This window comes from Actinomadura formosensis NBRC 14204 (assembly GCF_001552155.1).
Taxonomy (GTDB): Bacteria; Actinomycetota; Actinomycetes; order Streptosporangiales; family Streptosporangiaceae; genus Spirillospora; species Spirillospora formosensis.
In genome coordinates this window covers 45,778-70,074 of the sequence record NZ_BCQQ01000002.1, presented here as the reverse complement: position 1 = coordinate 70,074, position 24,297 = coordinate 45,778, and the positions used below count along the sequence as shown (strand labels likewise).

The 24,297-nt window shown below is 71.2% G+C and carries 16 protein-coding genes; 11 read left to right on the top strand and 5 right to left on the bottom strand.

Annotated features, from left to right (window positions below):
• Positions 1–20 precede the first annotated feature (20 nt).
• A complete protein-coding gene (locus tag AF1_RS00860; RefSeq protein WP_165488367.1) occupies positions 21–3,707 on the top strand; it encodes a hydantoinase B/oxoprolinase family protein in 3,687 nt (1,228 codons plus the stop codon).
• An 84-nt stretch (positions 3,708–3,791) separates the two neighbouring features.
• On the opposite strand, the gene AF1_RS00855 is transcribed toward AF1_RS00860, so the two are convergent.
• The gene (locus AF1_RS00855) at positions 3,792–4,676 is read right to left on the bottom strand and encodes a DUF4231 domain-containing protein (RefSeq protein ID WP_067792333.1); all 885 of its coding nucleotides are present in this window, start codon (positions 4,674–4,676) and stop codon (positions 3,792–3,794) included.
• A 149-nt stretch (positions 4,677–4,825) separates the two neighbouring features.
• On the opposite strand from AF1_RS00855, the gene AF1_RS00850 reads away from it, so the two are divergent.
• From AF1_RS00850 to AF1_RS00835, 4 genes are all read left to right on the top strand, one after another.
• A complete protein-coding gene (locus tag AF1_RS00850) occupies positions 4,826–6,103 on the top strand; it encodes a hypothetical protein (RefSeq protein WP_067792330.1) in 1,278 nt (425 codons plus the stop codon).
• 555 nt (positions 6,104–6,658) lie between these two features.
• Positions 6,659–8,044, top strand: coding sequence for an MBL fold metallo-hydrolase (locus AF1_RS00845; protein WP_067792444.1), 1,386 nt, complete (start codon positions 6,659–6,661; stop codon positions 8,042–8,044).
• A 70-nt stretch (positions 8,045–8,114) separates the two neighbouring features.
• Complete coding sequence (locus tag AF1_RS00840; RefSeq protein ID WP_067792327.1) at positions 8,115–9,320, top strand: NAD(P)/FAD-dependent oxidoreductase; 1,206 nt, start codon at positions 8,115–8,117, stop codon at positions 9,318–9,320.
• A gap of 477 nt (positions 9,321–9,797) precedes the next feature.
• A complete protein-coding gene (locus AF1_RS00835; protein ID WP_067792324.1) occupies positions 9,798–11,261 on the top strand; it encodes an MFS transporter in 1,464 nt (487 codons plus the stop codon).
• A 61-nt stretch (positions 11,262–11,322) separates the two neighbouring features.
• Here AF1_RS00835 and AF1_RS00830 read toward each other — a convergent pair whose 3' ends face one another.
• The 4 genes from AF1_RS00830 to AF1_RS00815 are packed head-to-tail and all read right to left on the bottom strand — an operon-like array spanning position 11,323 to position 15,830.
• The gene (locus AF1_RS00830; protein WP_067792320.1) at positions 11,323–12,783 is read right to left on the bottom strand and encodes an APC family permease; all 1,461 of its coding nucleotides are present in this window, start codon (positions 12,781–12,783) and stop codon (positions 11,323–11,325) included.
• Positions 12,784–12,800: 17 nt separating this feature from the next.
• Complete coding sequence (locus AF1_RS00825) at positions 12,801–13,619, bottom strand: alpha/beta fold hydrolase (protein ID WP_067792317.1); 819 nt, start codon at positions 13,617–13,619, stop codon at positions 12,801–12,803.
• A gap of 34 nt (positions 13,620–13,653) precedes the next feature.
• Complete coding sequence (locus AF1_RS00820; protein WP_067792314.1) at positions 13,654–14,529, bottom strand: FadR/GntR family transcriptional regulator; 876 nt, start codon at positions 14,527–14,529, stop codon at positions 13,654–13,656.
• A complete protein-coding gene (locus AF1_RS00815) occupies positions 14,526–15,830 on the bottom strand; it encodes an ArgE/DapE family deacylase (RefSeq protein WP_067792311.1) in 1,305 nt (434 codons plus the stop codon). The genes AF1_RS00820 and AF1_RS00815 overlap by 4 nt, the downstream gene beginning before the upstream one ends.
• 190 nt (positions 15,831–16,020) lie before the next feature.
• Between AF1_RS00815 and AF1_RS00810 the strand changes: the two genes are divergently transcribed.
• The 6 genes from AF1_RS00810 (at position 16,021) to AF1_RS00785 (ending at position 24,269) form a co-directional block, all read left to right on the top strand.
• Positions 16,021–16,227, top strand: coding sequence for an alpha/beta fold hydrolase (locus AF1_RS00810; protein ID WP_067792308.1), 207 nt, complete (start codon positions 16,021–16,023; stop codon positions 16,225–16,227).
• 192 nt (positions 16,228–16,419) lie between these two features.
• Positions 16,420–17,631: an RNA-guided endonuclease InsQ/TnpB family protein gene (locus AF1_RS00805; RefSeq protein ID WP_067792305.1), complete on the top strand. Its 1,212-nt coding sequence runs from the start codon at positions 16,420–16,422 to the stop codon at positions 17,629–17,631.
• Between the two features lie 29 nt (positions 17,632–17,660).
• Positions 17,661–18,038, top strand: coding sequence for a hypothetical protein (locus tag AF1_RS00800; RefSeq protein ID WP_207394019.1), 378 nt, complete (start codon positions 17,661–17,663; stop codon positions 18,036–18,038).
• Between the two features lie 109 nt (positions 18,039–18,147).
• The gene (locus tag AF1_RS00795) at positions 18,148–18,492 is read left to right on the top strand and encodes an ArsR/SmtB family transcription factor (protein WP_067792301.1); all 345 of its coding nucleotides are present in this window, start codon (positions 18,148–18,150) and stop codon (positions 18,490–18,492) included.
• A 2-nt stretch (positions 18,493–18,494) separates the two neighbouring features.
• Complete coding sequence (locus tag AF1_RS00790) at positions 18,495–19,262, top strand: methyltransferase domain-containing protein (RefSeq protein WP_067792297.1); 768 nt, start codon at positions 18,495–18,497, stop codon at positions 19,260–19,262.
• 267 nt (positions 19,263–19,529) lie between these two features.
• A complete protein-coding gene (locus AF1_RS00785) occupies positions 19,530–24,269 on the top strand; it encodes a hypothetical protein (RefSeq protein WP_067792293.1) in 4,740 nt (1,579 codons plus the stop codon).
• The last annotated feature ends 28 nt before the right edge of the window (positions 24,270–24,297 follow it).

Genomic DNA, 24,297 nt, shown 5'->3' with positions numbered 1-24,297 from the left:
CGGGGTGGTAGACGTTGAGTATGGCGCTTGACGACGCGCTCAGCCCGTCTCCATCCGGGGACGCCGTTTCGGGTGCGCCCGGGTCGCCTGTCGCGCCGCCCTCGTCCGGCTGGGAGTTCTGGATCGATCGTGGCGGCACGTTCACCGATGTGGTGGGCCGGCGGCCGGACGGCGTACTCGTCACCCACAAGCTCCTCTCGCAGGACAGGGAGCGCTATCAGGACGCGGCCGTCGCCGGGATCAGGCACCTCCTCGGGGTCGCGCCCGGTGAACGTATCCCGACGGAGCAGATCACGGGCGTACGGCTCGGTACGACGGTGGCGACGAACGCCCTGCTCGAACGGACGGGCGAACCGACCGTGCTGGTCATCAGCGAAGGTTTCCGCGACGCACTGCGGATCGCCTATCAGAACCGGCCGCGCATCTTCGCCCAGGAGATCGTGCTGCCCGAACTTCTGTACACGCGGGTGATCGAGGCGAGAGAGCGCATCGACGCGCACGGACGGGTCCTCGTCCCTTTGGACGAGGACGCGGTCGCACGTGATCTGCGCGCGGCCTACGACGACGGCTTCCGTTCGGTCGCCATCGTGTCCATGCACGGCTATCGCCACTCCCGCCACGAGGTCGCCGTCGGGAAGATCGCGCGGAGGATCGGCTTCACCCAGATCTCGGAGTCGCATGCGACGAGCCCGCTGATGAAGCTGGTCTCGCGCGGCGACACCACCGTCGTCGACGCCTACCTCTCGCCCATCTTGGACCGGTACGTCGACCAGGTGTCCACTGAGCTGGACGGCGTGCCGATGATGTTCATGCAGTCCAACGGCGGGCTCACCGAGGCGCACGGCTTCCGGGGCAAGGACTCGATCCTGTCCGGCCCTGCGGGAGGCATCGTGGGAATGGCGCGCACGTCGGCCGCCGCGGGCTTCCAGCGGGTCATCGGTTTCGACATGGGCGGCACGTCCACCGATGTCTCGCATTTCGCCGGCGAGTTCGAGCGCCAGTACGAGACCCAGGTGGCGGGGGTGCGGATGCGGGCGCCGATGCTGAGCATCCACACGGTCGCGGCCGGCGGCGGATCGGTGCTGCGCTTCGACGGCGGCCGGTACCAGGTGGGCCCCGACTCCGCCGGTGCCGATCCCGGTCCGGCCTGCTACCGCCGCGGCGGTCCGCTCACCGTCACCGACGCCAACGTGATGCTGGGGCGGATCCGGCCCGAGCACTTCCCGCACGTCTTCGGCCCGACGGGCGATCAAGCCCTCGACGCCGGCGTCGTCAGGGACCGCTTCGCCGCCCTGGCGGCCGAGATCGGCGACGGCCGTCCGCCCGAGGACGTCGCGGCCGGATTCCTGGAGATCGCGGTGGCCGGCATGGCCGGCGCGATCAAGAAGATCTCCGTCCAGCGCGGTTACGACGTCACCGAATACGCGCTGGCCACCTTCGGCGGTGCCGGCGGCCAGCACGCCTGCGCGGTCGCCGACGCCCTCGGCATGCGTCAGGTGCTCATCCATCCGCTGGCGGGGGTGCTGTCGGCGTACGGCATGGGGCTGGCCGACGTCACGGCCATGCGGGAGGCCGCGGTGGAGGCGCCACTGAACGAGGAAGTGCTGCCCGAACTGAGCGCGATACTGCAGAGGCTGGAGCGTGACGCACGCGATGAGCTGCGGGACGAGGGGACGAGCACAAAGCGCGTCCTGCACCGTGCTCACCTGCGCTACGCGGGTACCGACACCGCCCTGCTGGTCCGGGTCGACGCCGTGGAGGCGATGGTCGCCGAGTTCGAGGAGATCTACCGGCGGCGTTTCTCCTTTCTCATGCGGGACAGGCAGATCGTCGTGGAGGCCGTGTCGGTCGAGGCCGTGGGCGACATCGACCGGGCGGCCGAGACGCCGGTCCCGGGCGGCCGCCGAGGGGCGCCCGAGGCGGCGCGCGTCCGGATGCACGTCGACGGCGCATGGCGCGATGTCAGCCTCCACCGGCGGGAACGGCTGCGGCCCGGCGACATGGTGACGGGCCCGGCGATCATCGTGGAGGCCAACGCCACGACCATCGTCGATCCGGGCTGGCGGGCGGCGGTGAATGACCTCGGCCATCTGCTTCTCACCCGGGTGGCGGCCCGGTCCGGCGGGCACGCCATCGGCACCGACGCCGACCCCGTCATGCTGGAGATCTTCAACAACCTGTTCATGTCCATCGCCGAGCAGATGGGCGTCCGGCTGCAGAGCACGGCGCACTCGGTCAACATCAAGGAGCGGCTGGACTTCTCCTGCGCGATCTTCGACGCGGGCGGCAACCTCATCGCCAACGCGCCGCACATCCCCGTGCATCTCGGCTCGATGGGGGCGTCCATCAAGGAACTCATCAGGCGGCGGCGAACCGCCGGGGGCATGCGGCCGGGCGAGGTGTACGTGCTCAACGACCCCTACCACGGCGGTACCCACCTGCCCGACGTCACCGTGGTCACCCCGGTCTTCGTCGGGGACGTGGAGTCCGCGCCGGCCCGGGGCGAGCACGCCGAGATCTCCTTCTTCGTCGCGTCCCGGGGCCACCACGCCGAGATCGGCGGCATCACACCGGGGTCCATGCCCGCCTTCAGCACGAGGGTGGAGGAGGAAGGCGTCCTGATCGACAACTGGCTCCTCGTCGAGGGCGGCAGGATGCGGGAGGCCGAGACCGTCGAGCTGCTGCGCTCGGCGGTCCACCCGTCCCGCGACCCGCTCGACAACCTCGCCGACCTGCGCGCCCAGATCGCCGCCAACGAGAAGGGCGTGCGCGAACTGCGCGACATGGTCCGTCACTTCGGCCTGGACGTCGTGCACGCCTACATGCGTCACGTGCAGAACAACGCCGAGGAGGCGGTCCGCCGGGTGATCACCGCGCTGCGCGACGGGTCCTGCACCTACGAACTCGACAGCGGGGCGGTGATCGCGGTCGCGGTCCGCGTCGACCGCCGCGCCCGGACGGCGGAGATCGACTTCACCGGCACCTCCCCCCAGTCGGCCGGCAACTTCAACGCGCCGTCGTCGGTGGCGATGGCGGCGGTGCTGTACGTGTTCCGCACGCTGGTGGCCGAGGACATCCCGCTGAACGCCGGCTGCCTCACCCCGATCCACGTCACGATCCCGCCGGGCACGATGCTCTCGCCGGAGTATCCGGCGGCCGTGGCCGCGGGCAACGTCGAGACCTCACAGGCCGTGACCGGCGCGCTGTACGCCGCGCTGGGAGTGATGGCGGAGGGCTCCGGCACGATGAACAACGTCACGTTCGGCAACGAGCGCCACCAGTACTACGAGACGGTGGCCAGTGGCTCCGGCGCCGGGGACGGCTTCAACGGCGCCGATGCCGTCCAGACCCACATGACCAACTCCCGGCTCACCGACCCCGAGGTGCTGGAGTGGCGTTACCCCGTCCTTGTGGAAAGCCATGAGATCCGCCGCGGCAGCGGCGGAGCGGGACGCTGGCGCGGGGGCGATGGCGGCCGGCGGCGCATCCGGTTCCTCGAACCGATGACGGTGACCACGCTGAGCAGCCACCGGCGCGTCCCGCCGTACGGGATGGCGGGCGGCCGGCCCGGCGCGGTGGGGCGGCAGTGGGTGGAACGCACCGGCGGGACCGTGACGCCGATGAAGGGCTGTGACTCGCTGCCCGTCGGCACCGGAGACGTCTTCGTCATCGAGACGCCGGGCGGTGGCGGCTATGGCGCGGGGTGAGTCACGTCCTCGGCACCGGCGGCCTCCCCCGGCGAGCGCCAGGACGCCCGTGAACCCGGCCGCGCGGCGGTGGCAGCGCAGAGCCTATGCTGCCGACCATTTCGCCATCCACCCTTCATTCTGCGCCGAAATCACGTCCTCGCAATTGCCGACGAAGGCATCATCGGCCTCCGCCTCGGATTCACATTCGGTTTTATACCGTGCCAGCAGGCTGTCCAACTCCGCGGCGGTGCGGGAAAACTCGATTTCCTGATAGGCGTAGCGAGAGGCCGCCGCATGGGCGGTGACGGCGGCGACCATCGTGGTGAGCGTCGGAACCCAGGCGGAGGCCCGTTCCGCACCGAAGGCCGCCCCCGCCGCACCCAGCGTCGCCGCCGCGGCGGCAAGGGTGAACTCGATGCGGCGCATGAGGATCGTCCGCCGGCGCATGAGGTCCGCACGCGGCCGGTAATAGTCGTGAATCTGCCCGGCCAGGCGGACCGTTGCGTAGGAGTCCACATCGGAGACCGCCGGAATCGGACGCGCCACGGGTATGAAGGCAGTCGTGAGATACGTCAGATCAGCCGCGTCCATGACGATACGGTCGGCGCGGTCCAGCAGCGCCCGTGCCGCGTCCGCTGTGCGGTAGACGCCGACACAAGCCAGGTACATGTAGAGCTCGCTCTTCAGCGCCTCGCTGACCGACCGCAGTCTGGTCCAGTTCTGCAGTGACGTCGGGCCTGAACGGGCCGCGGCCAAAGGCGCGAGGCCGGCCGAGGCGGCGCCCAAGAACACCAGGGACCTGCCGAGGGCCGCATTCCATGTCATGGCCTGAACACCGGCCGTGGATAACCCCGCGGCGGCGATCCCCAGGAGCAAACCGGCCATCCGGGCCCTGGCGATCGTCCGCTTGGCCGCGTCGGCCGCCTGCGACCACATGCTCTGCGACTCCCAGACCTGTTGCCCCGCTGATGCTCTCACCTTCTCCACGCCGACACATTTTGTCATGCTTATGGTGACCGTTGGTCACGACTGGACAAGAAGGGGAAGGCGACATGACCGGAGATCGGCAACGACCGCCGAACGCGCGCCCGCCGCGATCGGCTGCTCGGATTCGCCAGCGATCTTTATGGGGATACGTGCTGCAGATCATCGGCTGGGCGGCCATGGCGGCCGGCTTGATCAGCGGCAGCGTCGCCTATACGGCCATACGGAACCCCAACTCCGCGTTGAGGCAAGGCTGGCCGGCAACGGCCATCGAACTGGTGATGATGACCGTTCTGCTGGGCGGCGGACGCTGGTTGGGCCGCCAGGGGCGGCGGAACCGGACGCAGGCCATGGAGCCTCTTGACGCACTCCCCGACAGCGAAAAGATCGTATTGTTCTTGCGCGCGTTCGCCGACGACGATGGGTTCGCGGCCGTTCAGGAAGGTCCGTCGAAAGGTCCATGGGCGGCGACGATGGACACCGAGGAAGAGCAACTGGCTCTCGCCGTGGCCCCGTTCGGCACGATGGTGGCGCTCGGCAAGCCCAGCGACACCCTGCCGCAGGTGGGCGCCAACAGGCACTACGCCTCGGATGAGGACTGGAAAGCCCAGGTGCTGGCCGGTCTGGATCGGGCCGGCCTCATCCTGCTGGCCTGCGGACCTGGGCGAAGCCTCCGTTGGGAGGTGGAGCAGGTGGTCTCCAGGAATCGTCCCGAGGAACTCGTGCTCATCAGCGTTCGCGACACCGAGCAGTACGAGTCGTTCAGGGCCGCGACACGGGACCTTTTCCCCAAGGGCCTGCCTCCCCATCCCGATGATCCGGTCAGTTTCACAGAGCCACCGCACAGTCACATCCAAGCGGCCATCTGGTTCGATGCCGACTGGACACCGCATCTGACCGTTCTCGGCCAGGACGATCCCGAGGTGCACGTGCACAAATTGGTCAAGTACTCCGCCTGGGTCAAGACCGCGTTCCCCCTCGCCATTTGGCCGGTCTACCAGCGAGCCGGCCTCGCCGTGCCAGGGCTGCCCGCCGCACCGCGCGCCCGCCCCTGGGCGGTCAACGTGAGCGTGGCGTTGACCGCACTGTTTGTGGGATCACTTCAGGCGTCCTTTATTCCCATGGACGGTGATGAGCAGATGACAGGATTGTTGCTCGTCACGCTCCCGTTCACCATGATGCTCTACGGCACATGGCGGGGCGCGTGGGTCGCCGTCCAACTCCTGAAGGGGTTGGGAGGAATTCTTTGTTTTGCATTTCTCCTGATAGCGTCTCTGTCTTTTGATTACGGCCTGCCGAACCCCCTTCTGGCCGTGCCTCTGCTGGCGTTGTGCGCCGGGGTCCTCCTGCTATTCCGCCGAGACGTCGGCGAATGGGTCGCATCCCGAGCCTGGAAGGCATCGCACGATTCGGAAGTGATCGAGCGGTAGGGGTCCCGCCACGGAAGCCGGTGTGGTCGCCGCGGAGACCGTGGCCCGCGCCGCCGGGACCACCGGCCGGCCCGCACGACCGCAGGCGGACCCCGACTGCCCGGCATCGGCCCTGACCCGGCCTCCTCGGCCGGGGGCGCCGACGATCCAGGGCTCCGGGGAGTATTTGCCAAATCCTCCCTCGTCGCCTACCGTGCCAGACATACCCCCAGGGGTATACCATCGACCCATGAGGACCACAGATCCGCGGCCTGAGGACCGTGGCCCCTGTACCGAGGCAAAGGACCGTCGATGCTGGACACCTCCACGAGCCTGATTCTCGTGAGCCTGCGCGCCCGACTCGGCAGACCCGTCCCTGGAGGGCGCGGCGGGCGGCCCGGCCGGCGTGGGCGGCGGATTCCCGGTCATGCCGACCTCGGCCCTGCTGGGCGGGTCGCCGATGCCGGTCGCCCGCAGCAGGGCGACCACCTTCACCGTCAGGCGGTCCACCGCGTGGGGACCGCCGCTTCCCGACCCCCTACCCCACGAAAGGACACCTGAGCAATGGAGAGCCGCATGTACTTCGCTCAGCACTACCTGGAGTGCCTGTCCCAGGCTTCCTATCTGATCGGCGACAAGCAGACCGGACGCGCCGTCATCGTCGACCCGCGCCGGGACATCTCCGAATACCTCGACGACGCCGCGGCCAACGGCCTGCGGATCGAAGGCGTCATCAACACCCACTTCCACGCCGACTTCCTCTCCGGCCACCTGGAACTGGCCGCCCGCACCGGGGCGTGGATCGGCTACGGCGCGCGGGCCGAGGCCGAGTTCCCGATTCGGGAGCTGCACGATCGCGAGCGCATCAGCCTCGGCGACGTCACCCTGGAGATCCTGGAGACCCCGGGCCACACCCCCGAGTCGATCAGCGTCCTCCTCTTCGAGCACTCCGACGACACCGTGCCCTACGGCGTCCTGACGGGGGACGCCCTGTTCATCGGCGACGTCGGCCGCCCGGACCTGCTGGCCTCCATCGGCGTCACCGCCGACGAACTCGGCAAGATGCTCTACGACACCGTCCAACACAAGCTGATGGCCCTGCCGGACCAGACCCGGGTCTTCCCCGCGCACGGAGCCGGCTCGGCCTGCGGCAAGAACCTCTCGACCGAACTGCAGTCCACCATCGGCGCGCAGCGGCTGAGCAACTACGCCTGCCTCCCCATGAGCGAGCAGGAATTCGTCGACATCGTCACCGAGGGCCAGCCCCCGGCCCCGAAGTACTTCGTCTACGACGCGCTCCTCAACCGCAGGGAGCGGGAGCTGCTGCAGATCGAGACGCACCTGACGAAGCTGTCCCTCACCGACGTCCTCGCGCGCCGCGACACCGGTGCGGTCGTCGTCGACGCCCGCGACCCGCAGGAGTTCGCCGCCGGCCACCTCACCGGTTCGATCAACATCCCCGCCGACGGCCGGTTCGCCGAGCAGGCCGGCATGGTCATCGAGCCCGGGCAGGAGATCATCGTGGTCGCCCCCGAGGGGCGCGAGGAGGAGTCCATCGTCCGCCTCGCCCGGATCGGCCTGGACACGGCCGCCGGCTACCTGGCCGACCCCGAGGACGCCTTCACCCAGGCACCCGAGCAGATCTCCCAGGCCGAGCGGATCACCTTCACCGACCTGCGCGAGGAGCTCGACGGCGCCGAGCCGCCGCTGCTGATCGACGTCCGCAACGCCGGCGAGCTGGCGAACGGCAAGATCGAGGGGGCGGTCAACATCCCGCTGGCCCAGCTGCCCGGGCGGCTGGACGAGGTCCCGGCCGACCGGCGGGTCGTCGTCCACTGCGCCGGCGGCGCCCGCTCTTCGGTCGCCGCGAGCCTGCTGCGCCGAGCCGGCCGCACCGAGGTCGCCGACCTGCTCGGCGGCTACAACGCCTGGGCCGCGGCCTACGCCCCGGCCGAAGCCTGATCCAGCCCGGCGCGCCCTGCATGGGACCTATCCCAGGCAGGGCGCGCCCCTACTTCGGGGGAAGTAATCCATGTCCACCACCTCGAACCACCACCATGTTCTGATCATCGGCGGGGGCACCGCCGGGATCACCGTCGCCGCCAGGCTGCGCCGCAAGGGCGTCAGCGGCATCACGATCCTGGACCCCTCCGACACCCACTGGTACCAGCCGCTGTGGACCCTGGCCGGCGGCGGCCAGGCAACCGTCGAGCTCTCCCGCAGGTCCGAGCGGTCCGTCATCCCGCCCGGCGTGGAGTGGATCCGCGACGCCGCGACCGCCGTCGACCCCGACGCCCGGACGATCACCACCGCGAGCGGCACCGAACTCCGCTACGAGCACCTGGTGCTGGCCCCCGGTCTCCAGCTCGACTGGGCCGCCGTCCCCGGCCTCGCCGAATCGGTCGGCCGCGACGGCGTATCCAGCAACTACTCCCCGGAGTACGCCCCGAAGACCTGGGAGTTCATCCGGAACCTCAGGTCCGGCACGGCCGTGTTCACCCACCCCGCCGGCCCGATCAAGTGCGGCGGCGCCCCGCAGAAGATCGCCTATCTGGCCGCCGACTACTGGCGGCGGGAGGGCAGGCTGAACGACATCCGCATCGTCCTCGCTCTTGCCGAGCCGACGATGTTCAAGGTCGAGACCTACGCCCGCGAGCTGGAGAAGGTCGCCGCCCGATACGGCATCGAGACCCGCCTCCAGACGGAACTCCTGTCCCTCGACCCCGAGCGCCGCGAACTGACACTCGCCGACCACATCACGGGCGGCAAGGAAACGATCTCCTATGACCTTCTCCACGCCACCCCGCCGCAAAGCGCCCCGGACTGGGTGAAAACGAGCTCCCTCGCCGACCCGGCCAGCCCCCACGGCTACGTCGAGGTCGACCGCCACACCCTCGTCCACCCGCGTTACCCGAACATCCACGCCCTCGGCGACGTCGCCAACCTGCCGACGTCCAAGACAGGCGCGGCCGTCCGCAAACAGGCCCCCGTCGTCGTCAGGAACCTCATCGCCGGCATGACGGGCCACTCCCCCACCGGTGGCTACGACGGCTACACCTCCTGCCCGCTCGTCACGGCACGCGACAAGATGCTCCTCGCCGAATTCGACTACGACCTCGCTCTCGCTCCTTCCATCCCCTTCATCAACCTGAAGAAGGAGCGTCGCGACATGTGGTACCTCAAACGTTACGGACTGCCCGCCCTCTACTGGCACGGCATGCTCAGGGGCCGCGCCTGACCGGCGGCTCAACAGCGGCACCAAGGTCGTGGACGGGTGAGCGGGCCGGCGTACCGACATCGCCTTGGCCGGTACGCCGGCCCGCCGGCCGTCCGGCGTCAGAGACGCCACGCCGCACCATCGCAGGCCACCAGTGGCGGCACCACCGTCACAACCGCACAGGCGCCGCCGTGCGGGAGCCCGCCGATCCGAGCATCGCGGTGCCCCGCCTGCCAGCCGCCGGCTGCGGCGCGCACCGGTCCTCACAGTGAGGGCGCTTACCCATACGGGGTATAGCCGCACCTCGCGTCGCAGCATGTGCAGGTAGCAGCCGCCCTCCTCCCCCGGTCGCGGCTACTCCGGATGGCCCACGCCAAAGCAGACTCCACCGCGACACCCGCCCCTGGCGCATCGCGTCGATGCCGAGGGCTTGGCAATTGATACCCCCTAGGGGTACATTCCTCGGCAGTCGATACCCCCCCAGGGGTAGGAGTGATCATGTCTGTTTCGTCCGCGGCACCCGCCGCCCGCCACTGGTGGGCGCTGGCGCTGATAGCCCTGGCGCAGTTCATGGTGATCATGGACACCTCGATCATCGGGGTGGCGCTTCCCCGGATCCAGGAAGACCTCGGGTTCTCCCAGGGGGACCTGTCCTGGGTCTTCAACGCCTATGTCGTCGCCTTCGGCGGTCTGCTGCTGCTCGGCGGCCGCCTGTCCGACCTGTTCGGCGCCCGCCGGCTGTTCGGCACCGGCTGGCTCATCCTGCTGGTGGGCTCGGCCGTGGCCGGAGCCGCCGGAAACGTGGCGGTCGAGCTGACCGGCCGCGCTGTGCAAGGGGTGGGCGCGGCGCTCATCGCGCCCTCGGCCCTGACCCTGCTGATGATGCTGTTCGGCGCCAACCCGCGCGAACTCACCAGGGCCCTGGCCCTCTACGGGGCGGCGGCCCCCGCCGGAGGCACCGCGGGCGTCTTCCTGGGCGGCGTCATCACCGAGTACGTGTCCTGGCCGTGGATCTTCTACCTCAACATCCCGATCGCCGTCCTGGCGCTGGTCGCCGCGCCGGTGCTGATGCCCGCCGGCGGCGCCGGGGCACGCGGCTCCGTGGACGTGCTGGGCGCGCTGACCGTCACCCTCGGCCTGGGCGGCGTGGTCTACGCGATCGTCCGCGCCCCGGAGGTCGGCTGGGCCTCGGCCCGGACGTGGGGAGTGATGGCCGCCGGTCTGATGCTGCTGGCGGTGTTCCTGGGGTTCCAGGCGGCCCGCCGTGAACCGCTGATGCCGCTGTCGATCTTCCGTACGCCCAACCTGGGCGCGGCCAACCTCGCCCAGTTGCTGCTGGGCGGCGCGTGGATCCCGATGTGGTTCTTCCTGAACCTGTACTTGCAGCAGGTGCTGGGCTACAGCGCCTTCCCCTCGGGTGCGGCGCTGCTGCCGATGACCGTGCTGATCATGATCGGGATGGTCGCCCTGGCCCCGCGCGCCATCGGCCGGTTCGGCCCCAAGGCGATGACCGTGGCCGGACTGGTGGTGCTGGCGGCGGGCATGGGCTGGCTGTCGTTCGTCCGGCCCGACGGGAACTTCCAGGTCGACGTCCTGCCCGCCTCGCTGGTGGCGGCGCTGGGCATGTCACTGGCCTTCATCCCCTCCCTGGGGACGGCCATCTCCTCCGCCCGTCCCGAGGAGGGCGGCCTGGCCTCCGGCATCGTCAACACCAGCTACCAGGTCGGTTCGGCGCTGGGCCTGGCCGCGATGACCGCCATCGCCGCAGCACAGGGCGCCGACGAGCCGGGGAATCTGCCCGCGCTCACCGACGGCTTCTCCGCCGCCTTCCTCGGCGCCGGCCTCATCGCCCTGGCCGGTGCGGTACTGGCCGCCGTCACCCTGCGGTCCGCCCGCCCCGGGTCCGGCCCGGCGGCCCCGTCCGGCCTCCCGGCCGAACACGGCTCCAAGGCAGGGCGTTGATCAATCACGGCACCGGAGGATCGCAACGATCCTCCGGTGCCGTGCCGGCGGGCCGGCCGGGTCAGTCGATGACCGCGGCCGGTTTCTCGTCGGGCTCCTCTCCGCTGAGGAGGGCGGCCGCCCGAGCCATGACGTGGGGCTTGCGGCTGCGCAGCACCCACATGTAGACGAACCCGGCGAGGATCAGCAGGACCGTCAGTACGGGCAGGTAGCTGTAGGGCGCGGCCTGACCCGGCTGGAAGTCGCCCCAGAAGGGGATGATCAGCACCAGGGCTCCGACGATCGGCGAGATCAGCCGGGAGAAGACGTGTCCGTGTTCCCCGGCACGGCGGTCCTTGAACCACTCGACGGCCAGCGCGACGTTGGTCACCACGTACATCAGCAGGAAGCCGATGGTGCCGTAGGTGCCGAGGAAGCCGGCCGCCGTGCCCGGGTCGGTGAACAGCGTGGACAGCGCGCCGATCGCCACGCTCGGCACCACGAAGCCGACGACCGCCACCCAGGGCGTGCCGAACTTCGGGTGCAGCCGGGACAGGCCGCCCCACCACAGGCCCCCGCGTGCGCCGGCCGCGATGACCCGGGAGGTCTCCAGGTTGGCGGCGATGTAGGAGCTGGTGATGCTGGACATGAACACCCAGCTGACGGCGACCGCCACGAAGGGGACGAAGGCGTGGCCCGCGGTCACGAACGGGTTGGGGTCCTTGGTCATCGTGTCCATGTGGTCCACGCCGAACGCGAGCACCAGGGCGTAGGAGCCGAGGACGTAGATGAGCCCGCTGATCGCGACGTTGGCGAGCAGGGCGATCGGCACGTTGCGGCGAGGGTTGGCGGTCTCCTCGGCGAACGGTGCCGCGGCCTCGAAGCCGCCGTAGGCGAGCACGGTGAGGGACAGCGCCAGGGCGAGGCTCTTGGGATCGGCGACTCCGTGCAGGGTGAGGGGGAGGAGGCTGAGGCCGTCCTTGCCGCCCTGGACCAGGACGCCGATCACGAAGATGGCCAGCACCACGATCTCCACCACGTAGAGGGCGATGGTGGTGCGCATGCCGAACGAGAGACCGAGGATGGCCGGAAGGAGCACCAGGACGCCGTACACGATGGTGATCAGTGCGGTGGCCCCGGTGAAGTGGACGTCACCGAGCAGGTTCTGGCGTATGTAGTCGCCGACGAAGGCGTAGATGCCGCCGAAGGCGATGATGTATCCGAGCATCGCCACCACGCCCGTCACCACACCGACCGGGGCGCCCAGGGCCCTGGTGATGAAGGTCACGAATGATCCGGAACTCGGGTACTTGTGGGAGAACTGTGCGAAGCTGTTGGCGGTGGCGCCGATCCCGAACATGGCGATGAGGTAGACCAGGGGGGTCGAGACGCCGACCAGGCCGGCCACGAGGACCGTGCTGAAGAGGATGTTGAAGAAGGGCCCGACCTGGGCGAGGCCGGGCATCATCACGCCCAGAAGGCCGAGTTTTCCGAGCGCGGTCCCATTGCTCCCGTTGTCACCGGGGGTGCTGTGCTGCGGCAACGTGGTGCTCCTTGCTTTCAGCCGGCCGGTGAGGTGGCGCGGCGGTGTCTGGCCCAGAATTCGAGAAGAGTCGTGTTGAAGTGGTCGGGGTGCTCCCAGAGGCAGGCGTGTCCGCCTCGGGTGGTGGCCCACTCCGCGTCCGGGATGGCCTGGTGCAGCCTGCGGGAGAGCCTGACCGGGATGAGGATGTCCTCCTCGCCGGCCTGGACCAGGGTGGGGACGGTGATCTGGGACAGCCGGTCGGTGGTGTCGTGCTCGCGGATGACGTTGAGCTGGGACAGGTATGCCTCCACCGGCCAGGGCATGGCGGCCATCTCGTCCTCGAAGGCCGCGAGATCGGCGCCGCGGGTCTCGAAGAAGTCCTGGGTGAAGGCCCAGAGCGTCACCTCGCGCATGATGAAGGGGACGCCCTGGGTGGGCGCCAGCTCGGCCCAGACCGTGAACAGCCGGGAGCAGAACGGGCCCGGGGCGGCGTAGGTGCAGGACAGCACCAGGGAACGCAGGTCGCTCCCGTAGTTGATGGCGTACTCCTGGGAGATCATGCCTCCCATGGAGGTGCCCATGAGGTGGAAGTCGGTGATGCCGAGATGGTCCACCAGCGCCTTGGCGTCGTCGGCGAGCATCCGGCTGGTGTAGGGGCCTTCCGGCTTGCTGGTCTCCCCCACACCGCGGTTGTCGAAGCGCAGGACGCGGTAACCGGCCTCAAGGAAGGCGGGCACCTGGTAGTCCCAGGTGTTCAGGTCGTCGGCCAGGCCGTTGACGAGGACGATCGTCTCCGGGCCATCGCCTTCGAGCCGGTAATTGATCTGGATGTCGTTGACCGCCGCGATGGGCACGAGGCTTCCTCTCTCTGTGGGGATCGACTGGGTGTCAGTCGTGGTCGGGGGCGGGCGGGGTGGTCTCTCCTTCCGGGGCCTGCCCGTCCTCACGGATCCGCGCGACCAGGTCGCGCAGGGTGGATTCGGTGGTCAGGGTGAAGTGTCCGGCGGCGATGGCCCCGGCCTCCCCGTCCCGCCCGCCGATGATCGCCTCGGCCAGCGAGGCGTGCTGGTGCAGCGCCGTCCGGCGCAGTTCCCGGCTGTACGGTTCGCTCCGGAAACCGAGGTTGACCACATGCCGTAGCCGCTGGCTCAGCTTGACCAGGTACACGTTGTGGGTGGCGCGTACCACGGCCAGGTGGAACGCCTCGTCGGCGGCCCGGGACGCCTCCCGGTCGTCGTCGGCGGCACGGTACGCCTCCAGCGCGTCCTGGATGGCGGTGACGTCGTCGTCGGTGCGGCGGCGGGCCGCCATGCCGGCGATCATCTCCTCGGTGCAGGCCCGGCAGTCCAGTACCTGCTCCATCGCCTTCCAGGTCGGCAGCAGCGTCCTGCGGATCTTCTCGGCGGAGTTCGGGCCCCAGGACGTGGTGACGAAGACGCCCCCGGTACGTCCCCGCCGGACCGTCACATAGCCCTCGGCGCCGAGCCGCTGGATCGCCTCCCGCACCGAGGAGCGGCTGACCTCCAGCATGGCGGCCAGATCCCGTTCGCTCGGCAGCCGCTGCCCCGGCACGAAACCGCCCAGCGCGATCGCGGTGACCAGCCGGTCGGCGATCAGCTCCCCGGCGGACGGCATCTGCAGCGGCTGGAACAGCGGGTGCAGATCCGGCGATTCGTCTTCGGCGAATATCTCGGCGAACAGGTCGGGGGTGCCGGTGGGCATGGCGGGGGCGGTGTCCTCACCGGCGGGAGGGTGGTCGGTCACAGAATCTCCTCGTACTCGGCGGCAGGAGAACCGGATTCGGCCAGCAGTGCGGGGATCACCCGGGCGAGGGTGCGTGCTCCGGTCACGATGCTCGCGAGTTCCACGGCCTCGTCGACTCCGTGCATGTTGCGCACCCTCGGGCCGTAGCACAGCGCGGGGCGGGCGAACTGGTTGAGGTAGAACCGCGCATCGGTGGTGGAGCCCACCACGTAGGTCCCCGGGGTGGCGCCGTGGGCGTCCCGGTGCGCCGCCGCCACCGCCTCGACCAGCGGGTGGTCCGGGTCCAGGGCGTAGCCCTCCGCGCGGAAACCGGAGGCGCGCACCGCCGGGGGACGCGCCGCGAGCACGGGGTCGGCCGCCGCCTCCCGGGCGATCGCCTCCCGGACCTCGCGCTCGGCGCGGGCCGGTGACCAGGACCGGGGAAAGCCGATCCGGACCGAGGCCCGCGCCCGGGCGGGCACGCTGGAGGTCCAGTCGCCCGAGGACATCCGGCCGATGTTCACGTTGTAGGGGTGGTCGATCCCGGCGAACACCGGGTCGCGGTGCTCGTTGAGCGTGCGCTCGAAACCGCGCAACCGCTCCAGGACCCGGTTGAGGAGGAGCACGGGATTGCTGGAGCGGTCGGCTCGCTCGGCGTGGCCGCCGCCCGAAGTCACCTCGATGTCGACCCACAGCACGCCGCTGCCGCCCAGCAGGATGTCCAGGTTGGTGGGCTCCATCAGCAGGACGTTGTCGCCGAGGATGCCGGCCCGGCCGGCGGCGAGGGTGCCGTGGCCGGTGCATTCCTCCTCGACCACGCTCAGGAACCCCAGCGGGCGCGCGAGGTCGACACCGGCCGCCCGCAGTCCGCGCAGGGCCAGGACCGCCATGGCGAAACCGCACTTCATGTCGGCCGCGCCGCGTCCGTAGAGCCACCCGTCGCGCCGGGTGGGGACGAACGGCGGGGAGGACCACAGTTCCCCGTCCTCGGCGGGCACCACGTCGATGTGCCCGTTCAGCAGGAGCCCGGGGGTGTCGGTGCCGCCCCCGAGCGTGCCGTAGACGTCGTATCGGTCCCGGTAGGGCAGTTGGGGGATGCCCGCCAGCGGGTCGTCCGCGATCGCCTCCGGGATCTCCACCCGCCGCACCTCGAAGCCGAGGCCGGTGAGTTCTTCCGCGATCACGGTCTGCGCCGCCGCCTCCCGCCCCAGGGTGCTCGGCGCGGCGACCAGTCGCTCAAGGAAGACGAACGCCTCCTCCGCCTGCTCGGCGATGGCGTCGTCGATCCGCGCCGTGTCCTGGCCGGAGAGCACACCCGTCATGGGCTCACCCTTCCTAAATGGTCTAAAGCTCGGCCCATTAATCCATTGACACCCGAGGGGTGTCAAGGAGTCGGACCGCACGAATTCACGGTGATCTCCCAGGTAGCGGCGGGCCGGGTCCCGGATCGCCCACCGTTCGGGAGGGCTCACCCGTCCGTCCCGATGAGTTTTCGGCGCGCAGGAGGTCGACATGGTCATGACTACGCACCTACTCGAGACTCCCGGGGCCGACCTCGCCTACGACGTCCACGGTCCGCTGCCGACCGCCGATGGACGCCCGCCGCTGGTCATGATCGGCCAGCCCATGGACGCCGGCGGCTTCGGCACGTTGGCGTCGCACTTCCCCGACCGCACCGTGGTCACCTATGACCCGCGCGGCCTCGGCCGCAGCACCTGACTAAAGGCTCGGGCGCGGGCATGGCGGCCTTCATCTGGATGCCTCCGTGGATGCCCCGGTCTTCAGGCCGGGGAGGAAACGGACTTCTGCGGAGCAGGGCGGGGAAAGCGGGATCGCCGCCAGGGCGATCCGGTGTCTGCCGGCCACCGGCCGGCGCCTGCTGCTCACAGGGGAACGGATAGGATGTGAGGCATGGCGCGGCAGGTCAAGCGGGCGTTCAAGTACCGCTTTTACCCCACGGACGAGCAGGCGGCGGAGCTGTCGCGCACGTTCGGCTGCGTGCGCCTGGTCTACAACAAGGCGCTGGAGGAACGAACGCGGGCCTGGTACGGCCAGCGGCGCCGGATCTCCTACGTGCAGTCGTCGGCCGCGCTCACCGAGTGGAAGAAGACCGAGGAGCTGGCCTTTTTGGCCGAGGTGTCCTCTGTCCCGCTTCAGCAGGCGCTTCGTCACCTGCAGACGGCGTTTGCGAACTTCTTCGCCGAGCGCGCGAAATACCCGCGCTTTAAGTCCAAGAAGAGGTCTCGCGCATCGGCCGAGTACACCCGCAGCGCCTTCACCTGGCGCGACGGGCGGCTCACGCTGGCCAAGACGACCGGGCCCCTGGACATCCGCTGGTCGCGTCCTCTTCCAGAAGGTGCCGAGCCCACGACGGTGACGGTGTCCTGCGACAGCGCGGGCCGCTGGTTCGTCTCGATCCTGGTCCAGGACATCGTCACTCCGGCTCCCGCCACGGAGGCGGCGGTCGGCCTGGACGTCGGGATCACCTGCCTGGTGACCCTGTCCACCGGGGAGAAGATCACCAACCCCCGGCACGAGCGCCGTGACCGCGAGCGCCTGGCCAGGGCGCAGCGGGACCTGGCGCGCAAGGCCGAAGGGTCGGCCAACCGGGGCAGGGCCCGCCGCAGGGTGGCGCGGATCCACGCCCGCATCACCGACCGGCGCCGCGATTTTCTGCACAAGCTGTCGACTCGGCTCGTCCACGAGAACCAAGTGGTCGTGATCGAGGACCTGAACGTCGCGGGCATGGTCAAAAACCACTCGCTGGCCCGCGCGATCTCGGATGCGGCGTGGCGGGACCTGCGGACGATGCTGGAGTACAAGGCCGCCTGGTACGGCCGCGAGCTGGTCGTGATCGACCGGTGGTTCCCCTCCACCAAGACCTGCTCGAACTGCTGGACCGTCACCGAGCAGTTGCCCCTCAACGTGAGGGTATGGACCTGCGGCGGGTGCGGGGCCCGGCATGACCGGGACGTCAACGCCGCGAAGAATGTTCTGGCCGCCGGGCTGGCGGTGTCGGCCTGTGGAGCCGGTGTCAGACCTCAACGGGAGTCCTCCCGGACGGGGCGGTCGGCAACGAAGCAGGAAACCCAGCGGGTGACCGCTGGAATCCCCCGCCTTTAGGCGGGGGAGGAAGTCAACATGATGACCTCGTGGCGCGGCGCGGCGAATTCACCGGCGGCTACTTCGCCCGGCCCGCACCGGATCCCGCCATGTTCGGGATGCCGGCCGACGACGACGGCACCCGGGACGACCCGCTTCTGTCCGACCGGTCCTGGGCGGTCAGCGGCTACCGGCCCGACGTCGCCGCGCTCACCGCGGCACGGACGCGGGTCGTGATCGCGGTGGGCGAAGAGTCCCTGGACGTCTTCACCGGACGCACCTCGGTGGCGACGGCCGCGCTGCTCGGCCGGCGGCCGACGATCTTCCCGAGCCACCACGGCGGCTTCCTGGGGGGCGAGCACGGCTATGCCGGGCAGCCCGAAGCCTTCGCGCGCAAGCTGCGCGAAGTCCTCGACGCCGCCGGCTGACGGTCACGGTCGCGGGGCCGCGCGCTGCTCGATCGGGGACCGCGCCCGCGCGTTCAGTGGCCTCGCGTTCTTCCGTCCGACCCCATTCATCGTTTATCGTCGATGGACGATGAATGGGGAGAAGGGTCCGCTCGACCGGGCCACCGCCGCCGAGTACGCGTCCTGGTTCAAGGCACTGGCCGACACCACCCGCATCCAGATCGTCTCCCTGCTGGCCCGGCAGGGCCGGCCCATGACGGTCGGAGAGATCGTGGAAGAGGTCGAGGTCGGCCAGTCCACCGTCTCGGCGCACCTGAAGGTGCTGGCCGAGGTCGGCTTCGTGCTGACCGAACCACGCGGCACCGCCAACCTCTACCGGATCAACACCACCTGCGTGTCCTGCTTCCCGACCGCCGCCGACGTCGTCATGGGCCGCCCCGCGCCGGCCGCCCCCACCTGCCCGGAGGAGTCCTGACCATGACCGGCATCGCTGACCTGCCCGACAACCTCCACCCGCGGCGCGAAGCGGTCATCGACCGCTACTCCGGCCTGGCCCGCCTCGCCCAGCGGGGCGGCACCCCCGTCGACTGTGACGGCGACGAATCCGACGGCTGCTTCGGCGCCGCCGCCTACACCGGCGGCGACCAGGCGCCCGCGGGCGCACTGCGGGCCAGCCTCGGCTGCGGCAACCCGCTCGCCGTCGCCGACCTGCGCGACGGCGAGACCGTGCTCGACCTGGGTTCCGGCGGCGGGCTGGACGTCCTGCTGTCGGCCCGCCGTGTCGGGCCCACCGGGATGGCCTACGGCCTGGACGCCAGCCAGGACATGCTCGCCCTCGCCCGCGCCCACGCCGCCCAGGCCGGGGTGACGAACGTGGAGTTCCTGGCCGGCCACATCGAGGACATCCCCCTGCCGGACGAGGCCGTGGACGTGGTGATCTCCAACTGCGTCATCAACCTGTCCCTCGACAAGGCCCGCGTCCTGGCCGAAGCCTGCCGCGTCCTGCGCCCCGGCGGACGGCTGGGCATCAGCGACGTCATCGCCGACGACGGCTCGGACCCCGCCCAGCGCGCCGAAGCCGAGAAGCGCGTCGGCTGCACCAACGGCACCCTCACCGCGGCCGAATACCGCCACCTGCTGCTCACCGCCGGATTCACCGACCCCGCCGTCACCCCCACCGCGGACGCCGGCGGAGGTCTGCACTCGGCCATCGTCCAAGCCGTCAAACCCCACCCGAGGTCATGACAGGGGCCAACGCGCTCCTCACCGAGGGGAGCGCGTGGCGATCATGGTCACTCGCGGGCGGCGGACGCGGCATCCCGGGAAACCGGGATGCTGACCGTTTCCGGTCGCGGCGGTTCCGGGGCCGAATCGGGGGGGACGCGCCTGCATAGCATTCCGGAACATGCCGGCCCGCCGGGGCGGCCGGGACGCCTGCCCGTCCCGTCGTGTCCGGAGCCGGGCCGGATACCCGCCAAGTCCCTGGAACACCATCGCCGGAAGGGGTTCGTCATGACGGTGGTCGAAGGGGACTGGGAAGAGGCGCGGGAGGCGCTCGAAGACATCGCGTCGGTACCGGGCGAACGGCAGTGGGCCGAGGCACCGGATCACATCACCATCGGCGAGCCGCTCGCCGGCGGCAGGCACGGCGCCGATGTCTTCGAGATCACCGCGAAGTGGGGCACGCTGGTCCAGCGGTACGTCGTCAAACTCGGCCCGCTGGAGGAGATGCGGACGGAATGGCGGGCGTTTCGCGATCACCTCCGTTTCGAGAACGCCCTGTGCGCCCCGATCGTGAACGCCTCGCCCGCGGTGCGCGATGCCGAGGCCCCGGCCGACCCCGGCCGGCGCGAGGCCGTCGTGTACGGGCACGTCGGGGATTTCGCCGCGACCCCCGGCAGGCCGCTCAGGTCGCTGGAGAAGCTGGCCGTGGACGCCTGCCGGGAAGGCGGGGCGGCGGCGGACCTTCTCCTCAAGATCATCGCCGACTTCGGGGAGAAGGCGCAGAGCGTTCTGTACGGGCAGGCCGACCGCTACGAGGAGCGTTCTTCCCTGCGCCCGCTGGCGGGGACGCTGGGCGACTGGCTCACCCTCCGGGTCGACGGCATGGACGGTCCGCGCCTCGTCGCGGGCACGCCCACCGACGAGGAGCTCGCGGACCTGCGCCCGACGAGCGATGACCTCATGCGGGCACTGCTCACACCGGACGAGGCGTCCCCCCGCGAGTTCGTCTACCTGGGCTCGGTGCCCGTGCGGCGGGACGGGGCGGCGCTGCGGGCCCGCCGGGGGCACCTCAACGTGCGGATCGAATCGCGCGACGGGGTGCCGGACCTGCGCGGGCTCGCCCCATCGCGGGAGCACCAGATCCACGGCCGGATCGTCGGCCGGTTCGCCTCGTCCCGCCTGGAGCTGATCCGCAGGCGGCTCCCGGGCGCCGCCGTGGAGGACGACCAGATCACCGTGGCCGGCGAGCGCACCTTCCTCCCGTTCGCCCGGCTGGCGGCGATGCTGACGGCCGAGGCGCCGAACCGGCCGCGGACGCTGGCGCACGGCGACCTCAATCCGCGCAACATCATGGTGTCCGGCGACCAGCCGTGCCTCATCGACTACGCCAAGACCGCCAGGGACCTGCCGCTCGCGGCCGACCACACGTGGCTGGAGCTGATGCTGCTGCGCGACGTGCTCGGCGAACGCCTGGGCTTCGGCGACCTGCTCACGCTCCAGCGGCTGCTCGCGCTGGCGGGCCGGGCCGCCGGCACCGTGGCGGGCGTGGAGAAGGTGATGCTCGGCGTCCTCTCCCGGACGGCGCCCGGCCTCGCGTTCCCCTTCCGGATGCTCTGGGCGGTGCGCGTCCAGTCGATGCGGAGCTACCGGTGGGACGACGGCCCGCAATGGTGGCACGACTACCTCGTGCACATGGTGATCTCCGCCAACCGGACCTTGAAATGGGCGGACGAGGCCCACGGGCGCGGGGCGGTCGCCGCCTCGGTGGCCGCCGCCGGCGCCGCCACCGAGGAGTGGCACCGGGACGCCCCGTACCGGTTCTGGCCGGAGTCCCTTCTCCGCGAGGCCGCCGTCCGGCTGCTGGAGAGCGCGGATCACGGGCGGCCGCCGGCGGTGGAGGTGGTGGCCGGCCTCGTCGCGGAGTCCGATCGGCGCGGCCGCCGCGATGCCGGGCTGGAGCGGCTGACCTCGGGGTTCGCTCAGGGCGTCGCCAGGACGGCGTTCCGCGGGCCGGCGGAGACGATCGCCGCCCAGGCGCGGGAGAGGACGTACTTTCCGCTGGAGACGGTGACCCGGGCCGGGTCTTCGCCGGTCTGGGCGCTGCCCATGCTGGCGCGCGTCCCGCACGTGGTGCTGCTGGGCGGGCCCGGCAGCGGCAAGACCACCGTCCTTGACGAACGCCGCCTTCAGCTCGCCCAGGCCATCGCGAAGCGCGAACCAGGGCCGGTCCGGGTTCCGCTCATGGTGCGGGCCCGTGACGCCGTCGATGACGAGGACCGGCTCCGGGACGCGTGGTGCCGGGACAAGATGCTGCCCGGGGAGTGGGCCGGCCATCTCCCGGCGCTGCTGCGGCTCGGCGTCCTCTGTGTCCTCGTGTACGGCTTGGAGGAGCTGCCCGGCCAGGAGCACCGGGAGGAGATGCTGAGCTGGATGCGGGGGCTGGCGGCCGGCACGCCGCGTGCCACCGTCGTCGGGACGGCGCGTCCCCGCGACCTCTCCGGCAGGCCGGACGGCCTGCCGGGATTCGAGGTGCACACCCTGCTGCCTCCGGACCCGTCCCGGTTCCGGAGCCACCTCGCCGGGGTCCTGCACCGCCGTGGCGTGTCCGATCCCCATGACCTCGCCGAGAGCCTGACCAGCCGGATCGACGGCGAGGAGCCCGGGGCCGCGCGGACGCTGCTGCGCCTGCTCTCCATGGTCCACCTCGTCGACGCGGCCCGGCTGCCGTCCCGGCTCACGGAGGCGGGACTCACCGACCTCGTCGGCGATTACCTGCGGGACAAGGCCGGAGGGAGGCGCCGCACACCGCCGGGCCACCCCTACCCCGACAAGGAGACCGTGCTCGGCATGTTCGCGGGCGAGTCGATCGAGCGCGGGGGCCATCCGCTGCCCGACGAGGACCTGCCCGCCGTGCTAGGCGCCGCCGATTCCGGGATCGTGCCCGAGCTTCTGGAGGACGGTTTGCTCGGCTGGGACGACAACGGCCTGGTCTTCGCCTCGCGGCTGGTGCGCGACTACTGCGCGGCGCGCCGGCTGAACACGCACCCGCGGGCCGCGTCCCGGCCGCTCGCCCCCCTGGTGTCCGACAGCGCGTGGCATGGGGCGTGCCGGATGCTCCTGGCCATGCCGGACGCCGATGCGGATCTCGCGGAGGCGTTGCTGAAGGCCGCCCTGGACTTCGATCTGGGCCTGGGCGCGGACTTCCTCGCGGCGGCCCGTCGCGTCCCGGCGGACGCCGCCGCCCGGTTCGCCGCCCAGGCGCGGGAGCTGCTCACCGGGCCCGGGATGCCGGACCATGTGCGGCAGGGCGCGGCGGCGGCCCTGGCCGGATACGGCGGAGCGCTGGCCCGCGACCTGTTCGGGGAGGTCGCCCGCGATTCCGGCGCGGTGCCCGAGGCCCGCATCACCGCCCTGTCCGCCCTGGCTCGGATGGAGGCCGGCCGCGGCGACCTGCGGGAAGCCGCCCGCGCGATCCTCGCCCGTGACGACGACGCCCGGGTGCAGGCGGCGGCCCTGGAGTCGGCGGGACGGGCCGGGATCACCGGCCTGCTCCCCCGCATCGCGGAGCTGATCGGCCCGGCACGCCCGTGGCCGGTGACCAGGGCGGGCATGGAGGCGTTCCGGCTCCTGCGCGCCGATCCGACCGAGGCGCTGAGCGCGCGGTGGACGGCGGCCTGCGCCGACCGGCTGGCCGAGAGCTGGGACGATCTCACGGCCGCCGCGACGGCCGCCGTCCAGGACGGGCTGATGGAGGAGCGTCGCCGGCTCGTCGCGGAACTGGCCGAGGCGGGGCGCGGGGATCTGCTGCTGGGCCACCGGTTCCGGATCGACATCGCCGACGCGGTCGCCGACCGGCTGGACGAGACCACCGCGGCCATGCCGCCCGAGGCCCGGGACGTCCTGACCGGCCCGTACGGCACCTCCGAGCTGCTGGAACGGTTCGCGCGGGGAGGGGAGCCGGTGGCGGCCGCCGCCGCCCACCGGCTGCTGCGGACCGAACCGGCGGCGGCCGAGGCGCTGGTGGCGGCGGTGCCCGCGGCCGCACCCGCCTACCGGCTGCTGGCCGCCGCCGCGGCGGTCGTCGAGCCCGCGCACGTCTCCACGGCCACGCTCGACAGGGCGGCCGCGCTGGCGTCCTCCGCCGCGCTGCACACCGCCGGCCGGATGGAGGCGCTGTCGGCGCTCGTGGACGCCGTCTTCGCCGTCGACCGTGCGCGGGGCGTGCGGCTCGCGCTGCGGGCCGGCCGCGCGCTCGCACGCAACGACGTGTCCGAACGCCGGTGCTGGCCGTGGTCGGACGTGTTCGGCCGGGCGAAGGGGACACCGGCCGACCTGGAACGGCTGCTGCTCGAAGACGGTGAAGGCCCGGCGCTGGCGGTGTTCGGGTTGAGCGCGACCTCCTTCGTGCTGGACGCGTCGCCGGGCCCCGGGCACCGGATGAGCCGGGAGGCCCGAAAGCGGTTCCTGGCGGCGCGGCCCGCCCCCGACTCCCCGGACGCCGGCCCCTATGTGCTGGCCGCCGCGTCAGCGGGTGCCGGCGAGGCGCTGCCCTTCGCCCACACCCTGCTGCGGCGTCCCGGCTTCGGGCTCACCGAGTTCGCCTTCACCGCCGGCAGGCTCGGCCGGATCACCGAGACCGACCTCGGGGGCACGCTGGCCGCCGCCGGATACCTCGGGCGGCTCGCCGCGCGTCGCGGGGACCGGGCGTCCGCCGGGGAGACGGCGGCGCTGCTGCGCGGCTCCGACGTGCCGGACCCGCATCCGAGCGTGCGGCTCGGACGGCTGGCGGGGCTGGCCTACCTGGGCGAATGGCGGCCGGTCCTGGACGCCTACGCCGCCGCCGGCGGCGGCGACCCGCGGCTGCACGCCATCGCCGAGCACGCCCTCACGCTATGGCGCTCCGATCCGGGCGCGGTCGCGGCCGGGATCTCCAAGCGGCTTTCGGAGGCCGGGCTCTCGGCCGATGTCCGGTTCACGCTGAAGCGGTGGCGGCGGTCGTGCCTGGCGGAGGCCCGAAGAACGTCGTAACACGGCCGGAGGACGCCGGATGCGGGGG